The organism is Bacteroidales bacterium (genome assembly GCA_014860575.1).
Taxonomy (GTDB): domain Bacteria; phylum Bacteroidota; class Bacteroidia; order Bacteroidales; family JAAYJT01; genus JAAYJT01.
In genome coordinates this window covers 105,203-125,370 of sequence record JACZJK010000021.1, presented here as the reverse complement: position 1 = coordinate 125,370, position 20,168 = coordinate 105,203, and the positions used below count along the sequence as shown (strand labels likewise).

At 42.0% G+C, this 20,168-nt stretch carries 16 protein-coding genes; 10 read left to right on the top strand and 6 right to left on the bottom strand.

The features are described from left to right. Positions 1 to 124: 124 nt before the first annotated feature. From IH597_06225 to ychF, 4 genes are all read left to right on the top strand, one after another. A complete protein-coding gene (locus IH597_06225) occupies positions 125 to 1,597 on the top strand; it encodes a hypothetical protein (GenBank protein ID MBE0662047.1) in 1,473 nt (490 codons plus the stop codon). Between the two features lie 470 nt (positions 1,598 to 2,067). Further along, positions 2,068 to 3,522 carry a hypothetical protein gene (locus IH597_06220; GenBank protein ID MBE0662046.1) on the top strand — a complete coding sequence of 485 codons (1,455 nt, stop codon included), beginning with the start codon at positions 2,068 to 2,070 and terminating at the stop codon, positions 3,520 to 3,522. 111 nt (positions 3,523 to 3,633) lie between these two features. Continuing rightward, positions 3,634 to 4,509 carry a T9SS type A sorting domain-containing protein gene (locus tag IH597_06215; protein MBE0662045.1) on the top strand — a complete coding sequence of 292 codons (876 nt, stop codon included), beginning with the start codon at positions 3,634 to 3,636 and terminating at the stop codon, positions 4,507 to 4,509. A gap of 316 nt (positions 4,510 to 4,825) precedes the next feature. Continuing rightward, on the top strand, positions 4,826 to 5,923 hold the full coding sequence (gene ychF, locus IH597_06210) for a redox-regulated ATPase YchF (GenBank protein MBE0662044.1): 1,098 nt from the start codon (positions 4,826 to 4,828) through the stop codon (positions 5,921 to 5,923). Between the two features lie 20 nt (positions 5,924 to 5,943). Here the strand turns inward: ychF and IH597_06205 are convergent, their stop codons facing one another. From IH597_06205 to IH597_06180, 6 genes are all read right to left on the bottom strand, one after another. Continuing rightward, positions 5,944 to 6,354 (bottom strand): tetratricopeptide repeat protein, encoded by a 411-nt coding sequence (locus IH597_06205; GenBank protein ID MBE0662043.1) that lies wholly within the window; start codon positions 6,352 to 6,354, stop codon positions 5,944 to 5,946. Between the two features lie 18 nt (positions 6,355 to 6,372). Next, positions 6,373 to 7,335 (bottom strand): DUF2279 domain-containing protein, encoded by a 963-nt coding sequence (locus IH597_06200; protein ID MBE0662042.1) that lies wholly within the window; start codon positions 7,333 to 7,335, stop codon positions 6,373 to 6,375. Continuing rightward, complete coding sequence (locus IH597_06195) at positions 7,332 to 8,681, bottom strand: phosphomannomutase/phosphoglucomutase (protein ID MBE0662041.1); 1,350 nt, start codon at positions 8,679 to 8,681, stop codon at positions 7,332 to 7,334. Before IH597_06195 ends, IH597_06200 begins: the two co-directional genes overlap by 4 nt. A gap of 63 nt (positions 8,682 to 8,744) precedes the next feature. Further along, on the bottom strand, positions 8,745 to 9,788 hold the full coding sequence (gene mltG, locus IH597_06190) for an endolytic transglycosylase MltG (GenBank protein MBE0662040.1): 1,044 nt from the start codon (positions 9,786 to 9,788) through the stop codon (positions 8,745 to 8,747). 11 nt (positions 9,789 to 9,799) lie between these two features. Beyond that, a complete protein-coding gene (locus IH597_06185; protein ID MBE0662039.1) occupies positions 9,800 to 10,351 on the bottom strand; it encodes a GNAT family N-acetyltransferase in 552 nt (183 codons plus the stop codon). A gap of 1 nt (position 10,352) precedes the next feature. Further along, positions 10,353 to 11,141 carry a diaminopimelate epimerase gene (locus IH597_06180; protein ID MBE0662038.1) on the bottom strand — a complete coding sequence of 263 codons (789 nt, stop codon included), beginning with the start codon at positions 11,139 to 11,141 and terminating at the stop codon, positions 10,353 to 10,355. Between the two features lie 301 nt (positions 11,142 to 11,442). On the opposite strand from IH597_06180, the gene IH597_06175 reads away from it, so the two are divergent. From IH597_06175 to yidC, 6 genes are all read left to right on the top strand, one after another. Next, positions 11,443 to 12,927 carry a trypsin-like peptidase domain-containing protein gene (locus IH597_06175; protein MBE0662037.1) on the top strand — a complete coding sequence of 495 codons (1,485 nt, stop codon included), beginning with the start codon at positions 11,443 to 11,445 and terminating at the stop codon, positions 12,925 to 12,927. Positions 12,928 to 13,065: 138 nt separating this feature from the next. Then, on the top strand, positions 13,066 to 13,929 hold the full coding sequence (locus IH597_06170) for a sigma-70 family RNA polymerase sigma factor (protein MBE0662036.1): 864 nt from the start codon (positions 13,066 to 13,068) through the stop codon (positions 13,927 to 13,929). Positions 13,930 to 14,128: 199 nt separating this feature from the next. Next, positions 14,129 to 15,604, top strand: coding sequence for a glyceraldehyde-3-phosphate dehydrogenase (locus IH597_06165; protein ID MBE0662035.1), 1,476 nt, complete (start codon positions 14,129 to 14,131; stop codon positions 15,602 to 15,604). Positions 15,605 to 15,779: 175 nt separating this feature from the next. Then, on the top strand, positions 15,780 to 16,142 hold the full coding sequence (locus IH597_06160) for a response regulator (protein ID MBE0662034.1): 363 nt from the start codon (positions 15,780 to 15,782) through the stop codon (positions 16,140 to 16,142). A gap of 187 nt (positions 16,143 to 16,329) precedes the next feature. Continuing rightward, positions 16,330 to 17,946 (top strand): CTP synthase, encoded by a 1,617-nt coding sequence (locus tag IH597_06155; GenBank protein ID MBE0662033.1) that lies wholly within the window; start codon positions 16,330 to 16,332, stop codon positions 17,944 to 17,946. 104 nt (positions 17,947 to 18,050) lie between these two features. Further along, entirely contained in the window at positions 18,051 to 19,985 is a 1,935-nt protein-coding gene (gene yidC / locus IH597_06150; protein MBE0662032.1) for a membrane protein insertase YidC, read from the top strand. Positions 19,986 to 20,168 lie beyond the last annotated feature (183 nt).

Sequence of the window (20,168 nt, the reverse complement as noted above, 5' to 3'; positions counted from 1 at the left end):
CCTTTACACTTTCTGATAAAACCTGTGTATACAGGTAACCTTTCCCTTTTTCATGGATTGTATTTTAAAGGCTGGTGTCTGGAGGGAATCAGCCAAAAATGATTATCCATGAAATAATTTCATCTTGAATAAGCTATCTTGTATTTTTCTATTGCTTACAGTTTTCTTCCAAACTGCTGCAGCACAGGATCGTCTGGGCCTTTCCACGGGCAACTATGCCGGGCTGAATGGGGTTTTCCTAAACCCGTCTTCAATCTCAAATTCAAAAAAATATCTCGACATCAACCTTGCAAGCGGTGGCATCTTTTTTGCGAATAACTTCATCTATGTTTCAAAAGAAGATAACTTTTTGGAACGGAAAATGAATTTTGCGCAACGCGCTTTAAAACTTGAGTTTCCAGGATTCTATGATGATGACTACATTTTCAGCGACAGGTATGATGTTGAACCCAAAATGGGCTATACCGATCTGAGACTGACAGGTCCATCGGCTATGTATTCATTCAACGATCACGCTTTTGCTATACATTTTTTAAACAGGTTTGTAGTTTCAGGGCAAAACATTCCTTACGATGTTGCCAAATTTGCTTATGAACGCAGGCATTATCCCCAATTACACAACACAAGGTTTTCTCATGATAACACTTTCAATATCGGTTCGGCAAGCTGGGCTGAATTGGGCTTAACCTTTGCCAAATCATTTGATTACAACCAGGATCTGAAAATTACTGCCGGGATTTCGATTAAACGGCTCTGGGCTTATCATGGCGTATATATGCGCAGCGATCAACTCGATTATTCGTTCAGAAACAGCGACACACTTGATATCTATAATTTTTCAGGCCAGATGGCATTTGCGCTTCCTGTAAATTTTGAAACCCGTGAATTCATGGGTGTAAAGCAATTGGTTCAGGGTCGGGGTTTTGGGTTCGATGCAGGAATAACAATTGTAAAAAAGCATCAAAACGGCCGGAAAAATCATGGAACTGTTCGTCATGTTTATGATCCTTATCAATTTCGCTTTGGAATTTCTTTGCTTGATATCGGGAGCCTGCATTATGGGCACAATGCAAAGTCGCTGTTTTTTGACGAAGCAAGCGGACGCTGGCCGGGTCTGGATTCACTTAATCTGGGAAGCATCAACAACCTTGTTGAAGAAATGTCATCAGTAATCGGAAATGGTTCAGGTCAGATGAATGAAGAAGGTAGTTTTAATTTATGGCTTCCATCTGCAATGAGCATGCAATTCGACTACAGTTTAGGCAGCGACTTCTATATCCAGGCATTGTGGATGCAAAGCCTGAGGTTTTCGAAAAATCAGTTGGTACGGCCTTCTCAGCTAAGTTTAGTTCCCAGGTTCGAAAAGCACTTTTGTGAAGTGGCAGTCCCGTTAACTTTATTCCGATACCAGGATCCGGGAATTGGATTTTCAGTTAAATTAGGTTATGTGACTATTGGCACCGAAAAGCTGGGAGCATTTTTCGGGCTCAACGACCTCGAAGGTGTTGACTTCTATTTTTCCCTGAGCGCTGGGCTATGCAAAAGCAATTATCAGAAAACGTTTGACAAGTACGAAAAATGCCACACGTTTTTCTAGCCTGAATAATTCTTCCCGCAAAGGCGAAGACCGCTCAACTCTCTAAACATCCTAAACACTTCACCGTTCCAGAGAAAACCTTCGAGGATGAGCTGGCAGTTGGCAATAGGCAGTTGGCAATCAAATACATTACTCCATTACTCCATCAAATTCCAATTGCATCACTGCATAATAAAAAGGCGACAACATGTTGGTTAGTTTCGAAAACTAAACACCTAAACTTCCTAAACCTCTAAACTTACTTCCCTTCTTAGCGAGAGGGTTTAAAAATAAAACTGGCTGTCAATGGAAATTTTTTCATCCACAAACTATTGATTTACTGAAACCAACCGTTCCGGACGAGTGATTAATATGGGGCTCAGAAAATAATACACTCAGTTTTTTGTTTATTAATAAACTAATAAAACTCCGGCTTGTTAATAAGCTGCAACCTGCCCGAGAATTAATACATCAATTTTAACCGACCCATTTTGAAGAAGATCCTTATTTTGTTTATTATTGCATTGAGTGCATCAACAACACAATCGCAGGATATGCTGGGCGTTGTCAGCAGCGATTATTCCGGTGTCAGCCGGTCATTTATCAATCCTGCTTCAATGATGAATTCTAGGAAATATTTTGACCTTTTGATCGTGTCCGGGGATATTTTTGCCCAAAACAATTATCTCTATGTTCCCGGAAAAGATTACAGCCTGCTCAAACTACGCTATCTCGACTTTCCGACCTATCCTGAAAGCGGTCAGAACTTCCTTGATGATTACGCGAACCGTCAGGACAAATACGGATTTGCAAACCTGAGACTTACCGGGCCATCAGCTATGCTTATAATCAACCGCCAGGCATTCGCTATTCATAATTCATTTCGCAGCGTTTCATCAGTTGATGGTTTGCCCTATGATATTGCCAAATTTATGCTGGAAGGATTGGATTTCGCACCCCAGCAAAACACCCGATACACGCATGATAAAAGCTATACGGTTGGCTCAATGAGTTGGGTGGAATTGGGTCTTACCTATGCCAGAACGCTCTATAAACAGGGTGATGTTAATTTAATTATTGGCGCCACAGTCAAGAGGTTATGGGGCTATCATGGAGTTATTGTCAACAGCACCAGTACCGATTATATGACCCCCGATAGCGACACCCTGGTAATCTACAATCTGAACGCCACTGGTGGAATGTCAGCGCCTCTCAATTATAGCGACAATGAATTTACCGGGCTTCAAAATCCGGTTCGAGGTAATGGTTTTGCATTTGATCTGGGCGTAAGTTATGTAAGAACCCTTGAGCCACAGAGCACAAGGCGGCGCAGTAGTTTATGCAGCTTTCCTTACGAACCCTTTATTTTCAGGATCGGCTTTTCGTTGATGGATGTCGGGGTTATTGACTTCGATCGCAATGTCAGAAGGCTGGTGTTCGACAATGTTGATACTGTGTGGGGTGGCGTTAATTCTCTTGGGTTTAGTTTTATTGATGTGCTACTTGGCGATATCAGCCAATCCATTACTGGCAGCCCTGATGCCTTGCTGCAAGGTTCATCATTCAGTATGGCACTGCCATCGTATCTGAGTTTACAGTTCGATTATAATTTTCAGAATAATTTTATCGTAAATGTAGTTGTTATTCAGGATCTACCTTTATTAAATAATCGTTTACCGCGGCCATCGTACGCAAGCATAGCCCCGCGTTACTCTACCGATCGCTTTGAGGTATCGTTGCCGTTTTCCTTTTACCGTTATAAAGAACCTCGGATGGGCGCATCCGTGCGCTTTTTAAACTTCTCGGTTGGATCCGAAAAACTTGGTAGCCTGTTAGGCTTCAGCGACTTCGATGGCCTGGACTTTTACTTCGCAATTCAATTTGGTTTAACCAAAGGAGATTGCAAGAGATTTCGCACCATGCAAAACTGCCACGCATACCATTAATTATTCAATCAGCAACACTTGATTTTTTACCTTGACGGGTGAGTATTCAGGGTCGGGCAAACATTCATGAAATTACATTGTTTAATGAAACAAACCATTAAACAACTTATCATGAAAAGAATCTACCCTTTATTACTGTTATTAATTCTTCCCATCATCCTCATTACCCCAACATCCTCCTATGCTGCAAAACACCTTATTGATGTTAAAGACTTTGAGTTTGATCCGGTGCATGTACCGGATGTACAAATCGGTGACACAATTCGCTGGGAATGGGTGAATGGTTTTCATACAACCACTTCCGGTTCAATACCTGAAGGGGCAGTCAGTTGGGATAGTAACATCACTTCTTCTGTCACTTCCTTCGAATATGTAGTTGCTGTACCCGGAACCTACAATTATGTTTGCACACCACATGTACCAGGGATGGTAGCTTCTTTTACAGTTTTACCGGCACAAACTCTTGCAGTTGATCCGAATAACATTGATGTCACCTATACTGCCGGCACAACAAGCTTTACAGTGCAGTCAAATACATCCTGGACTGTTGAAAGCGATGCAGCCTGGTCTACCGCAACTAGTGCAGGAAGTGGAAACGGAACAATAGATGTGAACTACAACGAAAACACAACAAGCGATATCAGGGTTGCCAATTTAACTGTAACCACAACTAGCTCCCTGACAGTATTAGTTACAGTGACACAAGCTGCTGCAAATGTTTCGGTTGAAGAGATTGTTATTCCTGCACTTCAGGTTTATCCGAACCCTTCAAACGGTATTGTGACGCTTGAAATGCAATGGTTTCTCGGAAAACAAGTGCAAATCTCAGTGCTGAACCTTGAGGGTCAGATTATATTGCAAAAAGAGCTTATTGCTACTGCTGTTAGCTCCCTGGATATATCGGAGTTACCAGCCGGAACCTATATAGTAAAAATGAATGCTGGTGCTGAACAATTCAGCAAACAACTTATTCTTACTGACAAGTGACCCGTTAGCCTCACATAGGTTTTAGAATAAATCGAATTCTGATTAGTGGTGGAAATCACTCAAACAGTGTAATCTCCCGAAATATTCAACGATTTTTCTATTTACATGTAGTCGTAAACTTTAAGTATTTGTTTAAGAATAGGTGCAAGAATCATCCTTTGCGTTCCTCCAATCCGCAATGCTATTTATCACAATCTTAGGTGCAACCTTATAAGTTGTTGCATAGTTACTTGCATACTAATCTTAAAATAATGGCTCAGGTTCATGCCCGATAAACTCTTAACACTACCTTTGCACCTCAGAAAAAAACAAACAAATGCCATTACATTGCGGAATTGTAGGGCTTGCCAATGCAGGCAAAAGCACTTTATTTAACTGTGTTTCCAATACAAAAGCCCAAACAGGCGCTTTTGCTTATACCAGCAGCAAATCAAACCTTGGCACCGTTCAGGTTCCGGATCCTAGATTGTTTGAAATTGATAAACTGATCAAATCTGCTAAAATCATACCTACAACCATTGAATTGGTAGACATGCCAGGTCTTGCACGCGGGTCAAGCCAGGGTGAGGGTGTTGGAAATAGTTTTCTTTCGGATATCCGAAATGCAGATGCGCTAATCCATATCGTACGCTGCTTTGATGACGAAAACCTTCCACACCTTGATGGTTCGGTTGATCCGGTTCGCGATAAAGAAACACTCGAGCTTGAATTACAGGTAAAAGATATTGATGCCATTGACCGTAAGATCCAGCGTTTGGAAAAATTGGCTAAATCAGGCGATAAAATATACCGTTCACAAATTGAAGTGCTGCAAACGTTCAAACAACATCTTGAGTCATTTGGAATGGCTCGGTCTGCCCCAGTTGATAAATACGATCGTCATGTTATTGAAGACCTCTATTTACTCACTGATAAACCAGTGATTTATGTTTGCAATGTAGATTCTTCATCTGCTGCTGCGGGCAATAGTTACACCCAGGCATTTTCAAAATCCGTTCAGGACGAAAACACCCAGGTGTTGACCATTGCTGCCGAAGCTGAAGCTGAAATTGCCGAGCTTGACAGCGAAGAAGACCGCCTGGCATTCCTGCAGGATATGGGCCTAGAAGAACCCGGAGTGGATAAACTTATCCGCGCCGCCTACGATTTACTCGAACTGGAAACATTTTTCACAGCCGGTCCCAAAGAAGTAAGGGCATGGACGATACGAAAAGGCACACTCGCTCCACAGGCTGCCGGTGTGATCCACAGCGATCTTGAACGTGGATTTATACGCGCCGAAGTAATGAAATACAATGATTTTATTAAGCTTGGTTCAGAACATGCCTGCCGTGAAGCCGGGAAATTTGCCATTGAAGGAAAAAACTATATGGTCCAGGATGGCGATATTTTGCATATACGTTTTAATGTGTAAAGGTGGAGAGCAGGGGGGAATTATTCGCAGCGGCGAACTTTTTCTGACATATTAGGCCTGCCAAGTGCAGCAGCTTTTAGAAAATCTTCACAGGCTCCGGCTTCATCATACCAGAGTTGTTTTATCCTTCCTCTGAAGTCATAAGGCTCGGCATAAGTGGGATCAATTTCAATAGCTTTTGTGTAATCCTCGTGGGCACCGTTTAAGTCGCCCAAATCGAATTTTGCACTGCCACGGTAACTGTATGCTACCGCGAATTCAGGCATCAGCATAATGGCCTTACTAAACAATTTGATCGCTTCTTCATGCTGGCTTTGAGCAACTTTCTCTGAGCCTTCACGCAACAGTTCCTGAGCTTTTTGCTCACGTGGCATGCAAGAACCAAGATAAATGATCAATAATGCAATAAGAGTAAGAATCTGGTACTTCATAGTTATGGCATATAATAATTAAAGATATAACGGATGGAACACAAATTTCTTGTTTGTGTTGAATTCCAGCGCAGGAAATGGAATCTTAATAAACCCTAACGCTTTCAGAACCAAACCAAGTGATTGGGTACGGGTTTTAATCTTTGAAAAATCAATATCAAGCGAAAATAAAAATTGCCTGTCGCGCGAAAAGTATGGGATAAATTTTCCATTATGATAACCGTACATATTTTCCGAACCGCCGGTCATTCCAGTTGCGCTATAACCCAGCGCGATATTAAGCCACGCTGGAAAACGGTTCAGGCCAAAAGAACCGGGATTAGCGGACAACCAATAAGTGATTCCGTTATAATCCTTGAGCATCCTTTCCAGGTGGTTCGAACCGAGAACTTCCGGGCGATAGTTTGCAAATTTGGTTGGATGATATGAGTACTTGAGCAGTACCCTTTGCTCGTCCCAGGACAATTGCTGAGAAATAAATATGGCTGAACCCAGCGTATTTGCAGTCAGATCGCTTAAAGAGAAGCCCCAGCCCGATGAGAATCCATCCAGGATTTCGATCGCCGAAAGGTAAACCGAACCAAATGACCCACCATACCAAATAGCCTTTTTTCTCTCAACCCCAGCCCAACGTAGTGATTCATAACCGAGCATACCAATATAATAAGACGCAACCATGTGGCCACCTTTATCCATTTGCATCCACTCCGAGAAATCGTTGTAAAAATGAAATGATGTTTGTGGATGGTTTTTATACCAGGCAAAGTAAAGCGCACTCATTGAACCCAGGTAGGCAACAGAGCCTGTTGCAATTACACCTGTCAGGCGTTTTTTATTGATCGTATTGGTATCCGCCACTGAAAGTCTGGCGTTAAGATTCTCACCTGCATGAACACCTTGTGGATAAAGAAACATCAACAGCAGCAGATAAAAAGCTGTGCTTCGCCAAGTCGGTAACTCAATCAATCGAGAAATCATCATCCGCCAAACTTAGCCAAAATCTGTTTTACTTGTTCGAGTTTATTTTCTAGAATATCCGCACTTTCGGCTTCGGCCAGAAACCTAAGATATGGCTCAGTATTGGAAGGCCTCACATTAAACCACCAATCCTTAAACTCAACGCGATAACCATCAAAATCGAGGAAAGCAATGGGCTTCTCATTTAAAGTGAAATGGGCTTTCAGCGCCTCCATAGCTTCAGCCTTGCGTTCAATCTTGAAATTCATCTCACCCGAATTGGCCCAGCTTCCATTAACCGTATCCACCCATTGTGAAACGCTGATGCCGTTGGCGTGTTTGTGAGCGAGTTCATCCAACATCAGCATTACAGCTAGAAAAGCGGAATCACTAAAATAGAAATCCTTAAAGTAATAATGCCCGGCAAGTTCCCCGCCAAAAACCGCATCAAGTTCCCGAAGTTTAAGCGCGGCAAATGCACGGCCTACTTTCCATAAATGTGTTCTGAACCCAAGTTTTTCAAGATATTGTGCGACCCGCTTAGAAGAGCGGATATCCATCACAACATCGACAGTCCGGCCCTTGTTGTTAAAATAATCGCCCAGCAACGCGATCATGATATCCGGCCTGATGAACCTGCCCTTATCATCAACAAACATCACACGGTCAGCATCCCCATCGAAGATGATGCCCAGATCGCAGTTTTTCTGCAGCACAAGTTTTTTCAGATCCGCGACATTTTCTTCTTCCAGCGGATTGGGTTCGTGATTCGGAAAGCTGCCATCGGGTTCATCATAAATATAAAATGGCTGATCGCCTAGCAATTCCTTTACGAACAATGAAGCCATTCCATTGGAGCAATCAACAGCAATCTTCATTTCATTGATCTCGGGCTTAACGCTTTTAATAAAGTGCAGGTATTCTTCAAGAAACACGAAAGGATGAATGTTGCCTTTTTTCTCATTTACAACAACCTGTTCCGTTTCTGCCATTTCTCTGAGTTGGTTCAAACCGGTATCAAAACCAACTGGTAACGCTTCAGTGCGGGAAACCTTCAGTCCATTATATTCTTTCGGGTTGTGCGAAGCCGTAATCTGCACCGAAGCGTTAAATCCATATTTAGCGGTGGCCCAGTAAACCATGGGTGTTGTGGTAAGGCCCATATCATAAGCATCCGCACCGGCATCGGTGATGCCATTGGTAAGCGCTTGGAAAATGACATCGGATGAACTCCTGATGTCGCGGCCAACAAGTACTTTATTGCTTTTCAACAGTTTCGGAAGGAAGAATCCAATTTTGTAAACATCATCCAGATTGAAATCCCTTCCAAATACTCCGCGGATATCGTAGGCTTTAAATGCTTTCTTCATGCTTTGATCTATGATGGATTTATATTCTCTTTCAAACTGATTTCTATTCCTAAACTTCCTGATCTAACGTATATTCCTCTCATTCAGCGCCCGATGATACTTCCTTGCATTAACAAGGTGTTGCTGATAGGTTCGGGCAAAGCTATGATATCCAGAGAAATCATCACGCGCGGCAAAATACAGATAGTCATGGGTCTCGTAATTCAGCACTGCATCAATGGAAGATATTGACGGATATGAAATTGGCCCGGGTGGCAATCCTGCATACCGGTAAGTGTTGTAAGGGGAATCAATTTGTTTGTGCCGGTTTAGCACACGGCGCATTGTAAAATCACCATGTGCGAACACCAAAGTGGGATCTGCCTGAAGACGCATTCCAATCCGAAGACGGTTCATGTACACGCCTGCAATCTTGGTCTTTTCATCATGCATACGGGTTTCCATTTCAATGATTGACGCGAGGGTAACGGCAGCCGCTTTCGAAAAATTTATAGCTTTTAACCTTTCCAGCCGATGGCTGTTCCAGAATGCTTCGTATTCCTTATGCATGCGTTCCATAAAGCCTTCAGCAGTGGTGTTCCAGAAGAATTCATATGTGTTTGGAATGAACATCATGGCAAGTTGATGCTCAGGAATTCCATATTTCTCATGGTTTGAGCTATTCAGGAAAGCGCTTACAAGTGAAACGGAATCTGCTTCAAGCTGTTTGGCAATGCGACCAGCCAGTTGTTGCGGGGTGCGTATATTGTTAAAGACAACATTTACAGGGTCTTGATTCCCTGAGCGTAATAATGCCACTAAATCTTTATTACTCATACCATGAGTTACTTTATAACGCCCGGGCCGTATGCGTTGATTGTATTTTTTAAAGTCAGCCAGTTTCTTGAAAGCTTTCGGATGCCGCAAAAGTTTTTCTTCTTCAAGCATTTGCATTGTCTCATTGAAATTCCAACCCGTTCTGATATAAATATGTACAAATTCACCTTCAGGAATAAGCATGGCAGGCGCTAAAAACAGTTTGTATCCGACAATTATGATCGAAATGCCTGTGATAATCAGCGCGAGTATTATGATCAGTGTAATCTTTAATCTTTTTGTGATAAGCATAAAAGCCTTAGCTATTTAGTTGGGTCAATACCATGAAGGATCACAGGGTTAAAAAGCTGTAAGAAATATTCATCCTTCCACTTTTGCCGGTCTCTTACCCAAAGTTCCCTCGTGCCGGTTATCTTAAACCCGTGTTTTTTGAAAAGTTCAATACTTGCCGCATTGTCAGTGCATATGCCGCAAAAGAGTTGATGAAGGTGTAATGTATTGAAGCCAAAATCTATCAACATGCCAAGGGCTTCAGAAGCAATTCCCTTTTTCTGCCATGCTTTTGCGATCAGAATTCCAACCCCGGCTCTCATATTCACAGGATCAAATTCGAACAGATCAATTGTGCCAACCGTGTGTAATGTCTGATCTGTGGTTGCATCAATCATCAATCGCAATTGTTTGGTTGAATAAATATCCAGGTGGGCATTCATGATGTATTGCTCCAGAATAAACCGCGAAAATGGCGCAACAGTATTGCTCAAATGCCACCATTCGGGATTGTTTTCCAGCTCATAAAGCAATTCAAGGTCGGTGGGCTCAACAGCCCTCAGACTAACTTTGTCTCCAATCATTTTATAAAATAATTTCTCCTTCGAACACAAACTGCGCAGGCCCTTTCAAGATAATATCACTAAAAACAAGATTCTTATAATTAGCATAAACCTGTAAAATTCCACCCCTGGTCTGAATCTCCCATTCATTAATTTCAGAACCTAAAGAAAGCATTCCGGCTATTGCTGTTGCAGTAACCCCGGTTCCACAAGATAATGTCTCATCTTCAACACCTCTTTCGTAAGTCCTTACCTTGATTTTACCAGCTATTATCCGTGCAAAATTCACATTAACCCCATTGGGCATAAAGCGTTTGTCGAACCGCAAAATCCTGCCTTCATTTACTACATCAATCAGTTCCGGATCATCCACGGGTTTAACAAAATGTGGAACGCCTGTGTTAACAAAATAACCATCTTCGAACTTTTTGTAAGTATGAACATTCGTCATGCTCAATTCAACATTGTATAGGCCTTCACCAGTTTCCTCTACTTTGGCTGAATGATCACCATCGTTTGCTCGAACGATAATTTCTTTATCGGTTATACCATTTCTAAAAGCCCAGGCCGCAACACATCGCCCTCCGTTTCCGCACATGCCCGCTTCAATTCCGTCTGCATTGTAATAATGCATAAGAACTTCGCTCTTGTCAGAAGGTTCGATAATAATCAACCCATCAGCGCCTATTCCAAAGTGGCGATCGCAAAGTCTTGCAATCGTTTCGGGTACAAGGCCAATCAATCCATCACGGTTATCGAGGATAATAAAGTCATTTCCTGTTCCGTGATATTTACTGAATAGAATTTTCATAAGCAGCTTTTTATCTGACAAGCAGTCGGATTTTGAACAAAATTAAGCAATTCGGAAGGAGTAATTGTCAGCTAAACTACGATTAACTTTTTTTAACAGTGGAAACTATACTTGCGGTCATGCCTTAGCGTTCGTATTCCCAGCATATTAGCTGCTGACATAAGAATACAAACGCAAATGCAGGAATGATTTTTGCTATGTACGTACGAACCAAAACAAGTTCTGTATTTGCTTTAAACTACTGAAATACCATAGAAACAAAACTGCTGAATAAATTGTTGAAAATAAAAATTGAGAAGCCATGAAGAAGATTGTAAGTTATTTATTGATTGGAATTACCGGAGGACTTATTGGTGCTTCGGTTTTCTTTATTGCAGGCAACAATCAAAAGCCAACCGAAATTCCACAAACAAGGATTGAAGAACAGGCATCAGCACTTCCGGCGCATTATGCCAGCATGTCGTCTGCAAATTCAGCACAGCTCTTCCCCGATTTCACTGGGGCGGCTGAACTTACAGTCAATGCAGTGGTACATATACGAACCGAATACACGCGTAAAAGCTCTGTTTATGATCATTTCTTTTTCGATTTTCATGATTTCTTTGGTGACCGGCCGCAGCGCTCAAACCCACAATCCAGACCAATTGTTGCTTCCGGAAGTGGAGTAATCATTTCTGGTGACGGATTTATAGTTACAAACAACCATGTTGTGCAGGAAGCAGAACTTATTGAAGTCACCCTCAACGACAGATCTACTTTCGAGGCGCGGGTAATAGGTACTGACCCCACCACCGATCTTGCCGTTTTAAAAATCGAAGCAAAAAATTTACCCTACATTATATTTGGCAATTCTGACGAGGTTAAGATTGGAGAATGGGTGCTGGCAGTCGGCAATCCATTTAACCTTACATCAACCGTTACTGCTGGTATTGTAAGTGCAAAAGCACGTAATATCAATATCCTTGTAAATCCTGATGGCACAGCGATTGAGTCGTTCATACAAACGGATGCAGCTGTGAATCGTGGTAATTCCGGAGGGGCATTGGTAAACCTTCAAGGTGAGCTAATTGGCATAAATGCTGCAATAGCCAGCGGAACAGGATATTATACTGGTTATTCTTTTGCAATTCCGGTTAATATTGTTAAAAAGGTAGTTGATGATTTTCAGCGTTTTGGAACCATTCAGCGGGCTTTCATCGGTGTTTCCATCCGTGAGATTGACGGAAGGTTCGCACGCGAAGAAGGACTTTCAGAGGTTCGTGGTGTTTATGTAGCAGGGGTATCTGAAAATGGAGCAGCCAAAGCTGCCGGAATCAGAGAAGGAGACATAATACTTTCAGTAAATACAATGCATGTTAACAGCACCAGTGAATTGCTCGAAATTATCGGCGTGCATCGTCCGGGTGACGAAGTAGAACTTCTTGTGCGTCGAGGCGATAAAGACAAGGTTATGCCCGTTGTACTTCGCAACAGTGAAGGGCAAACTGCGGTGGTCCAGAAGCAAGAACGACAGGTATTGTCAATTCTTGGCGCTTCATTTGAACCGGTGTCTTCGGAATTAAAAGCGCAGCTTGGGATTACAAATGGTGTACAGGTCACTAAACTTGGCAAAGGCGTTTTGAACGATGCCGGTGTACGTGACGGTTTTATCATCACCAAAATTGATAATAATCTTGTAAACACAAACTCAGATGTTGAGAACCTTTTGAAAGAGAAGAAAGGCGGAGTTCTGGTGGAAGGAATTTACCCCAATCGCATGAAAGCCTATTATGGATTTGGTATGTAATTTGGTTTAGACCAAATAAATCATTTGATGCGGCGTTTGATTCACAATATAATCGGTCTTAAACATAAGCAATAAAAGTGGTTTGCGAAACATTATTAAAGAGTCAAACGTTTTAACTTATAACTAATTAAGAATACAATGAGGCAGTTAAAGATAACTAAATCCATCACTAACCGGGAAACAGCCTCGCTCGATAAATACTTACAGGAAATCGGTCGCGAAGAACTTATCAATGCTGAACAGGAAGTGCTACTCGCTCAACGTATTAAAATGGGCGATCAGATAGCTTTGGAGAAACTTGTCAAGGCCAATCTAAGGTTTGTGGTTTCGGTTGCAAAGCAATACCAAAACCAGGGGCTCAGCCTCCCTGATCTTATCAATGAAGGCAATTTGGGTTTGATCAAAGCAGCTCAACGTTTCGACGAGACCCGCGGGTTTAAATTCATCTCTTATGCAGTTTGGTGGATCAGGCAATCAATTTTGCAGGCGCTCGCCGAACAATCGAGGATTGTAAGGCTTCCGCTGAACCAGGTGGGTTCGCTAAGTAAAATTAAAAAAGAATCCAACCGGCTTGAGCAAAGGTTTGAACGACCACCTTCGGCTGAGGAAATTGCTGAGGCGCTTGAACTTCCGCAACAAAAAATTGATGCAGCGCTCAAGATCACAACGAGATATATTTCAATGGACGCCCCGCTTACCGAAGACGAGGACACAAAATATATTGATGTTTTTGTCAATGAAGATGCAGAAGGCACCGATGAAAACCTTATAAAAGAATCACTTCTAAAAGAGATTCAACGCTCACTTTCTACGCTTACCGAGAAGGAAAGGTCCGTACTATACTTGTACTACGGAATCGGTTTAAGTCACGGCCTTACCCTCGAAGAGATAGGGTTGAAATTTGACCTCACCCGTGAGAGAGTGCGGCAAATTAAAGAAAGAGCAATCAGGCGGCTAAAGCAAAGTTCGCGCAGCAAACTCCTCAAAAATTATCTAGGTTAATAGCTTTAAAATTTCAATAGAGACCGTTTCTTACCGAAACGGTTTTTTATTTTATCCAAACTTCAATTATCCAATAAGATTTTTGAAAAATAATTACGCGACCCTACCATCAAAAGGATAAATTTATATTTTTGACCATTGTTGCAAGCAAGGGCAAATTTGCTGTCAATATTATGAAGCCGACTAATTTTTACCTGTTATGAAAAAACCCCACGAAAACAACGATCACTATCAGTCAACCCTTACGAATTGGATTAATGATCAAAAAGCAGCCAACTCATTTATTGACGTAATTGGGAAGTTGTGGTACGATAAAGACATTGAACTCATTTTCCTTCGTCGCCAGTTGCTCGATCGCGGAGCCAATTCAATTCTTCATAAGCATTCATACGCAGAAAACATTATCAAGAAAGAGCTAACTATCCATGATTCACTGCTCATTGCCAGGGCCATGGTTGATTTGAACCTGGCCCCAGCAAGAATTGATATTGGCCGTTTGAACCGGGAATGGACCGAGGAAAAGGAAAAATTCAGCAGTGATATGAATGCCTTCCTGAACCATAAACTGTCGCATATTATAAATGTACCACCTCGAAGCAGCATAACCAAGGATGTGGTTTTATACGGTTTTGGAAGGATTGGTCGCTTATTGGCTCGAGAAATTGTTCAGAACTCAGGAAGAGGCAGTCAATTAAGGCTAAGGGCTATTGTTACTCGGGGTAATTCACCCGAAGAAATTCGCAAACGCGCGTCCTTGCTTCGTAAGGATTCAGTTCATGGAGTATTTTATGGAATAGCAGTTGAAGACATTGATGATCATTCGCTTCATATCAATGGTCATGTAGTGAAGATGTTATCGGCATCGCATCCCGACGAACTTAATTATGAAGAACATGGGATCAAAGATGCTCTGATCATTGACAATACAGGTATTTTCCGCGACAGGGCCAATCTGAGCCGTCATTTAAAATGTCCGGGAGCTGATATGGTTTTGCTCACCGCACCAGGCAAAGGTGATATTCCAAATATCGTTTATGGTGTGAACCAGGAAACCTGTAAGCTTGGCGATGATGGGGAGAAAATATTCTCAGCAGCCTCATGTACAACAAATGCTGTTGTGCCTGTTCTCAGTGTGATCGAAAAGGAACTTGGGATCATCAAGGGTCATATTGAAACAGTACATTCCTATACCAATGACCAGAACCTTCTTGACAATTTTCATAAAAAGACAAGGCGTGGCCGCTCAGCGCCTCTTAATATGGTTATCACGGAAACCGGTGCTGCATCTGCTGCCGTGAAAGCAATCCCCAGCCTGGCCAACAAGCTTACGGCCAATGCTGTCAGGGTTCCTACCCCAAACATTTCCCTGGCTATTCTGATGCTTGAAGTTGGCAAAGAAACCAGTGTTGAAGCAGTGAATGAGATCATGCGCGTTGCCTCATTAAGAGGCCCGCTCATTGAACAAATCAGGTATTCAACTTCCAATGAACTTGTATCAACCGACTGCATTGGCGATTCTTGCGCCTGTATTTACGACAGTCCGGCAACTCAGGTTTCAAAAGACAAAAAAAGCATTGTTCTTTATGCCTGGTACGATAATGAGTACGGCTATACGTGCCAGGTAACGCGACTGGCCAAGCATATATCGCAGGTAAAGAGTTACAGATATTATTAGTAATAAACAAGTTAGAAGGCAAGGCAGGATAAGTTTCCTGCCTTTTTCACTTATCGTAAAAAATATTTTCAACAAAACTGTTACCTTTTACCGTTTTTAGGATTAACAATCAGGAAAGGAGTATTTATTTCCAAATAACAATAACCTGCATTTCGCTATGTACCAAATTGACACTATGAAAATTCTCGTGGCTGAGGACAACCCGATCAATCAACAAATCATGGAAGTCATGATCCGCCTAAAGCAATGGGAATGCACAATTGTAAGCAATGGTAAAGAGGCTGTTGAGGCGTCGCGCAACGAAAAATACGATTTGATTTTTATGGATCTCAATATGCCCGTACTTGATGGTATTGAAGCAACCAAGGAGATCAGGAGCTACGACAAATCCACACCTATCATCGCAATTACAGCATACACTGACAGTTGTTTTCGTGAAAAAACAGAGGAAGTAGGAATGAATGATTTTATTCCAAAACCCTTTACCAGGAAAGATATTTATGATGCTGTATCGCGCTCATGCGTGAAAACAGCCTGAACACAACAACTGATCGCAAAAAGTTGGATCAACAAATCTGATAGTGTTGATCGCATTTATTGTCAGCATATTACAACCCGGTTTTAACCGGGTTTTTAATTTTTAATCAACATTTTTTCATGCTTTTTACCGTAAGAACCTTTAATAGTTATTACTTTGCAACTTCTTAAAAAGTCTGGCCAAAAATATGAATCAAGCCAAATATATCTTTGTGACTGGTGGAGTCACCTCATCTCTGGGTAAGGGGATAATATCTGCCTCTCTTGCAAAACTTCTTCAATCAAGGGGCTTCAGTGTTACGATCCAAAAACTTGATCCGTACATTAATGTTGACCCGGGGACTCTTAATCCTTACGAACATGGTGAATGCTATGTTACTGATGATGGAGCCGAAACCGATCTTGACCTGGGCCACTATGAAAGGTTCCTGAATGTTCCTACTTCTCAGGCAAATAATGTTACTACCGGAAGCATCTACCAATCAGTAATCCGTAAGGAAAGGCGCGGAGACTACCTGGGAGAAACTGTTCAGGTAATCCCACACATCACTGACGAAATACAGGCCCGGGTAAAATTACTTGGTAATACCGGTGACTTCGATTTTGTGATAACCGAAATTGGTGGTACCGTTGGTGACATTGAATCATTGCCCTATATCGAAGCAGTGAGACAAATGCGTTGGGAACTAGGCAACAGTTGCCTGGTAATCCACCTCACCCTTGTTCCATATCTGGCAACCACAGGCGAGCTTAAAACAAAACCCACCCAACATTCCGTAAAAACCCTCCTCGAATCTGGAGTACAGCCCGATATTATTGTCTGCCGAACTGAACACCCCCTGAACCAGGCTATAAAAAATAAAATCGCGCTCTTCTGCAACGTCCTTCCAAATGCCGTAATTGAAGCCATTGATGCAAGCACCATTTATGATGTACCACTACTTATGCGCGAGGAGAAACTCGATCAGGTGGTGTTGCAAAAAATGATGATGCCAGCCGGAAATCCTTCGCAACTGAATGAATGGGAAGAGTTTATCTATAAGCTTAAGAATCCTGAGCGCACAATCAGTGTTGGGTTGATAGGCAAGTATGTTGAACTAAAGGATTCCTATAAAAGCATCATTGAATCTTTTATTCATGCCGGAGCTGCTATCCGAACCAAGGTTGAGCTTAAGATGATCCATGCCGAGACATTGAATGAAAGTGAGATTGATGAAACTTTAAAGGGATTGAGCGGAATACTCGTGGCACCCGGGTTTGGCGAGCGTGGCTTTGAAGGCAAAATAAAGGCGATTGGGTTCGCACGTGAAAACAATATTCCATTTTTAGGAATTTGTCTTGGAATGCAATGTGCCGTTGTGGAGTTCGCAAGAAACGTACTCGGTTTAGAAGAAGCAAATTCTACTGAGATGAATCCACAGACTGCTTTTCCTGTAATTGACCTGATGAAGGAACAAAAAGGTATTTGCTCAAAAGGCGGAACGATGAGGTTGGGCGCTTACCCCTGCAAACTTGTTGATGGTTCGAAAGTGAAAACCATCTATAAAAATGATATGATTTCGGAGCGACATCGTCATCGTTTCGAGTTCAACAATAAGTACCTCGCTGATTTTGAAAAAGCTGGTATGGTTGCCAGTGGCATCAATCCCAAGGATAACCTCGTTGAAATTATGGAACTCAAAAACCATCCATGGTTCATTGGTATTCAGTTTCACCCTGAATACAAAAGCACAGTAGCGCGGCCTCATCCTTTGTTTGTCAGCTTTGTTCAGGCTTGCTTAAATTACTCTGGCAAGCTCGTGTAATCCATTCCATGAATTTTCTGATTGAACTAGTTTTGATTGTGTTCAGGCAAAACTTCTATCTTTGCGGCTCAAAACCTATTTCCATTCCTTGTAAACTACCTTAAATGAACAAAGAGAATATTATCGGGCTTGTGCTTATTTTCGGCATGCTCATCGCTTACAGTATCTGGATGACGCCATCCAAAGAAGAACTTGCAGAGAAACAGCGCGTTATGGATTCCATTGCCGTCGTACGCCAGCAACAAGAGGAAGCCAGCGCAATTAAAGCTGAAAGAATTATCCCGGAAGAACTTGTTGTAACCACACCAGTTGAAACCGAAGAAAACGCTACAGCAATTAAAGCAGGATTACTCGACCGCTATGGTAGTTTCGCCGTTTCCGCTACCGGAACTGAGGAAATCTTCCACATAGAAAGCGACTTGCTCCGACTCGGTATTTCATCCAAAGGTGGGCGCATTGTCTCAGCCCAACTTCGTGAATTTCGCACCCACGACACCTTGCCATTGGAACTCTTGCACCCTGATTCGTCTGCCTTTGGCCTGGTGTTCTTTTCCAATAATCGTATTATAAAAACGGAATCATTGTATTTCAAACCATTTTGGTATGATGACCAATCCGAGGGCGATAGTTTGATATCTGTAACCGGTGACAATGAAATTCAGTTTGGAATGCGTGCCTATGCCGGCAATGATACAACTCAATCGGCATCAGAAAGTTTTATTGAATTCAAATATACCCTCAAAGGCAATGATTACATGACCGGCCTTAATCTGAATTTTGTCGGCATGAACAATATCATCGATGATAATACGAACTTCCTCGAACTTGAATGGAAAAACCAGCTGCAGCGTCAGGAAAAGGATTTGAAAAACGAACGCAATGTCAGTACAATACATTACCGTTACATCAGTGAGGACATGGGCGAATTGTCCGAAACCAAAGATGACAGCGAATCGCTTAAAACCAGGGTCAAATGGATAGCGTTCAAACAACAGTTTTTTAATACTACCCTCATTGCCAACGAGAGCTTCATCAGCGCTGAAGTAAACTCATTCGTGGATGAAAATTCAATTGATGACCGCTACCTTCAATCCATGGAGGCTGATATCAGCATTCCCTACCAGGCGGGTGCTCAATATTCAGTTCCGCTAAGTATTTACCTGGGACCGAACAAGTACAGTATCCTCCGCAAATATGATTTACGTCTCGAGCGTCAAATTTCGCTTGGATGGAGTTTTTTCCTCATGCAGTGGCTGAACCGCTTCGCAGTGATTCCTGTTTTCAACTTTCTTGAAAGTTTTAATCTGAATTACGGAATCATCATACTCATTCTTACCATCCTCCTGAAAACCGTTTTATTTCCGCTCACCTACAAAACTTATGTTTCTCAGGCAAGAATGCGGGTGCTAAAACCAGAAGTCGAGGAAATGAATAAGAAATTCCCAAAAAAAGAAGATGCCATGAAGAAGCAGCAAGCTTTGATGGCATTGTATAAAAAGGCTGGTGTGAACCCAATGTCGGGCTGTGTGCCGATGCTTATTCAGTTTCCAATTCTCATTGCCCTTTTCAGGTTTTTCCCTTCCTCTATAGAACTCAGACAGCAACCTTTCCTCTGGGCACATGACCTTTCAACCTACGATTCAGTGCTGGATTTGCCATTTACAATACCCTTTTACGGCGATCATGTAAGCTTGTTTACTTTACTCATGGCAATTTCAACCGTAGCTTACACTTATGTGAACAGCAAAATGATGGATACAGGTGCATCACAAATGCCCGGTATGAAAATGATGATGTACCTGATGCCGGTAATGTTCCTCGGTTTCTTTAACAACTATTCTGCAGGGTTGAGTTATTATTACATGTTAACCAACCTTATCACATTTGCACAGATGTTCCTGATCCGTCGCGTAATTGACGAAGATAAAATCCATAAAAAGATTATGGAAAATAAGAAGAAGCCGGTAAAGACTTCGGGATTTCAGAAGCGGTTGGAAGAGATGGCGCGCAAGAGAGGTTATAGCCCCGGAAAACGTTGATTTCTTCCTACCTAACCTGTCAATTTTATTGTTTGCGAGGTTTAAAAGTATTTAATTTTATTTCTACCTTTGCACCCATTTTTATGGAACGATGGCTCATCGCCGGATTTCCCTTAAAAATAGTATAATTAACATAGTATTAACCCGGCTGCGAAAGCATCCACAAAGCTCTATTCAATGACT

Excerpts from the sequence above, each read along its gene's own strand:
- IH597_06180 (MBE0662038.1), bottom strand. The coding sequence starts at position 11,141 with ATGAAAATTCTATTCAGTAAATATCACGGAACAGGAAATGACTTTATT.
- IH597_06215 (MBE0662045.1), top strand. The coding sequence starts at position 3,634 with ATGAAAAGAATCTACCCTTTATTACTGTTATTAATTCTTCCCATCATC.
- yidC (MBE0662032.1), top strand. The coding sequence starts at position 18,051 with ATGAACAAAGAGAATATTATCGGGCTTGTGCTTATTTTCGGCATGCTC.
- IH597_06160 (MBE0662034.1), top strand. The coding sequence starts at position 15,780 with ATGAAAATTCTCGTGGCTGAGGACAACCCGATCAATCAACAAATCATG.
- mltG (MBE0662040.1), bottom strand. The coding sequence starts at position 9,788 with ATGCTTATCACAAAAAGATTAAAGATTACACTGATCATAATACTCGCG.
- IH597_06165 (MBE0662035.1), top strand. The coding sequence starts at position 14,129 with ATGAAAAAACCCCACGAAAACAACGATCACTATCAGTCAACCCTTACG.
- IH597_06175 (MBE0662037.1), top strand. The coding sequence starts at position 11,443 with ATGAAGAAGATTGTAAGTTATTTATTGATTGGAATTACCGGAGGACTT.
- ychF (MBE0662044.1), top strand. The coding sequence starts at position 4,826 with ATGCCATTACATTGCGGAATTGTAGGGCTTGCCAATGCAGGCAAAAGC.
- IH597_06205 (MBE0662043.1), bottom strand. The coding sequence starts at position 6,354 with ATGAAGTACCAGATTCTTACTCTTATTGCATTATTGATCATTTATCTT.
- IH597_06200 (MBE0662042.1), bottom strand. The coding sequence starts at position 7,335 with ATGATGATTTCTCGATTGATTGAGTTACCGACTTGGCGAAGCACAGCT.
- IH597_06195 (MBE0662041.1), bottom strand. The coding sequence starts at position 8,681 with ATGAAGAAAGCATTTAAAGCCTACGATATCCGCGGAGTATTTGGAAGG.
- IH597_06155 (MBE0662033.1), top strand. The coding sequence starts at position 16,330 with ATGAATCAAGCCAAATATATCTTTGTGACTGGTGGAGTCACCTCATCT.
- IH597_06170 (MBE0662036.1), top strand. The coding sequence starts at position 13,066 with ATGAGGCAGTTAAAGATAACTAAATCCATCACTAACCGGGAAACAGCC.
- IH597_06185 (MBE0662039.1), bottom strand. The coding sequence starts at position 10,351 with ATGATTGGAGACAAAGTTAGTCTGAGGGCTGTTGAGCCCACCGACCTT.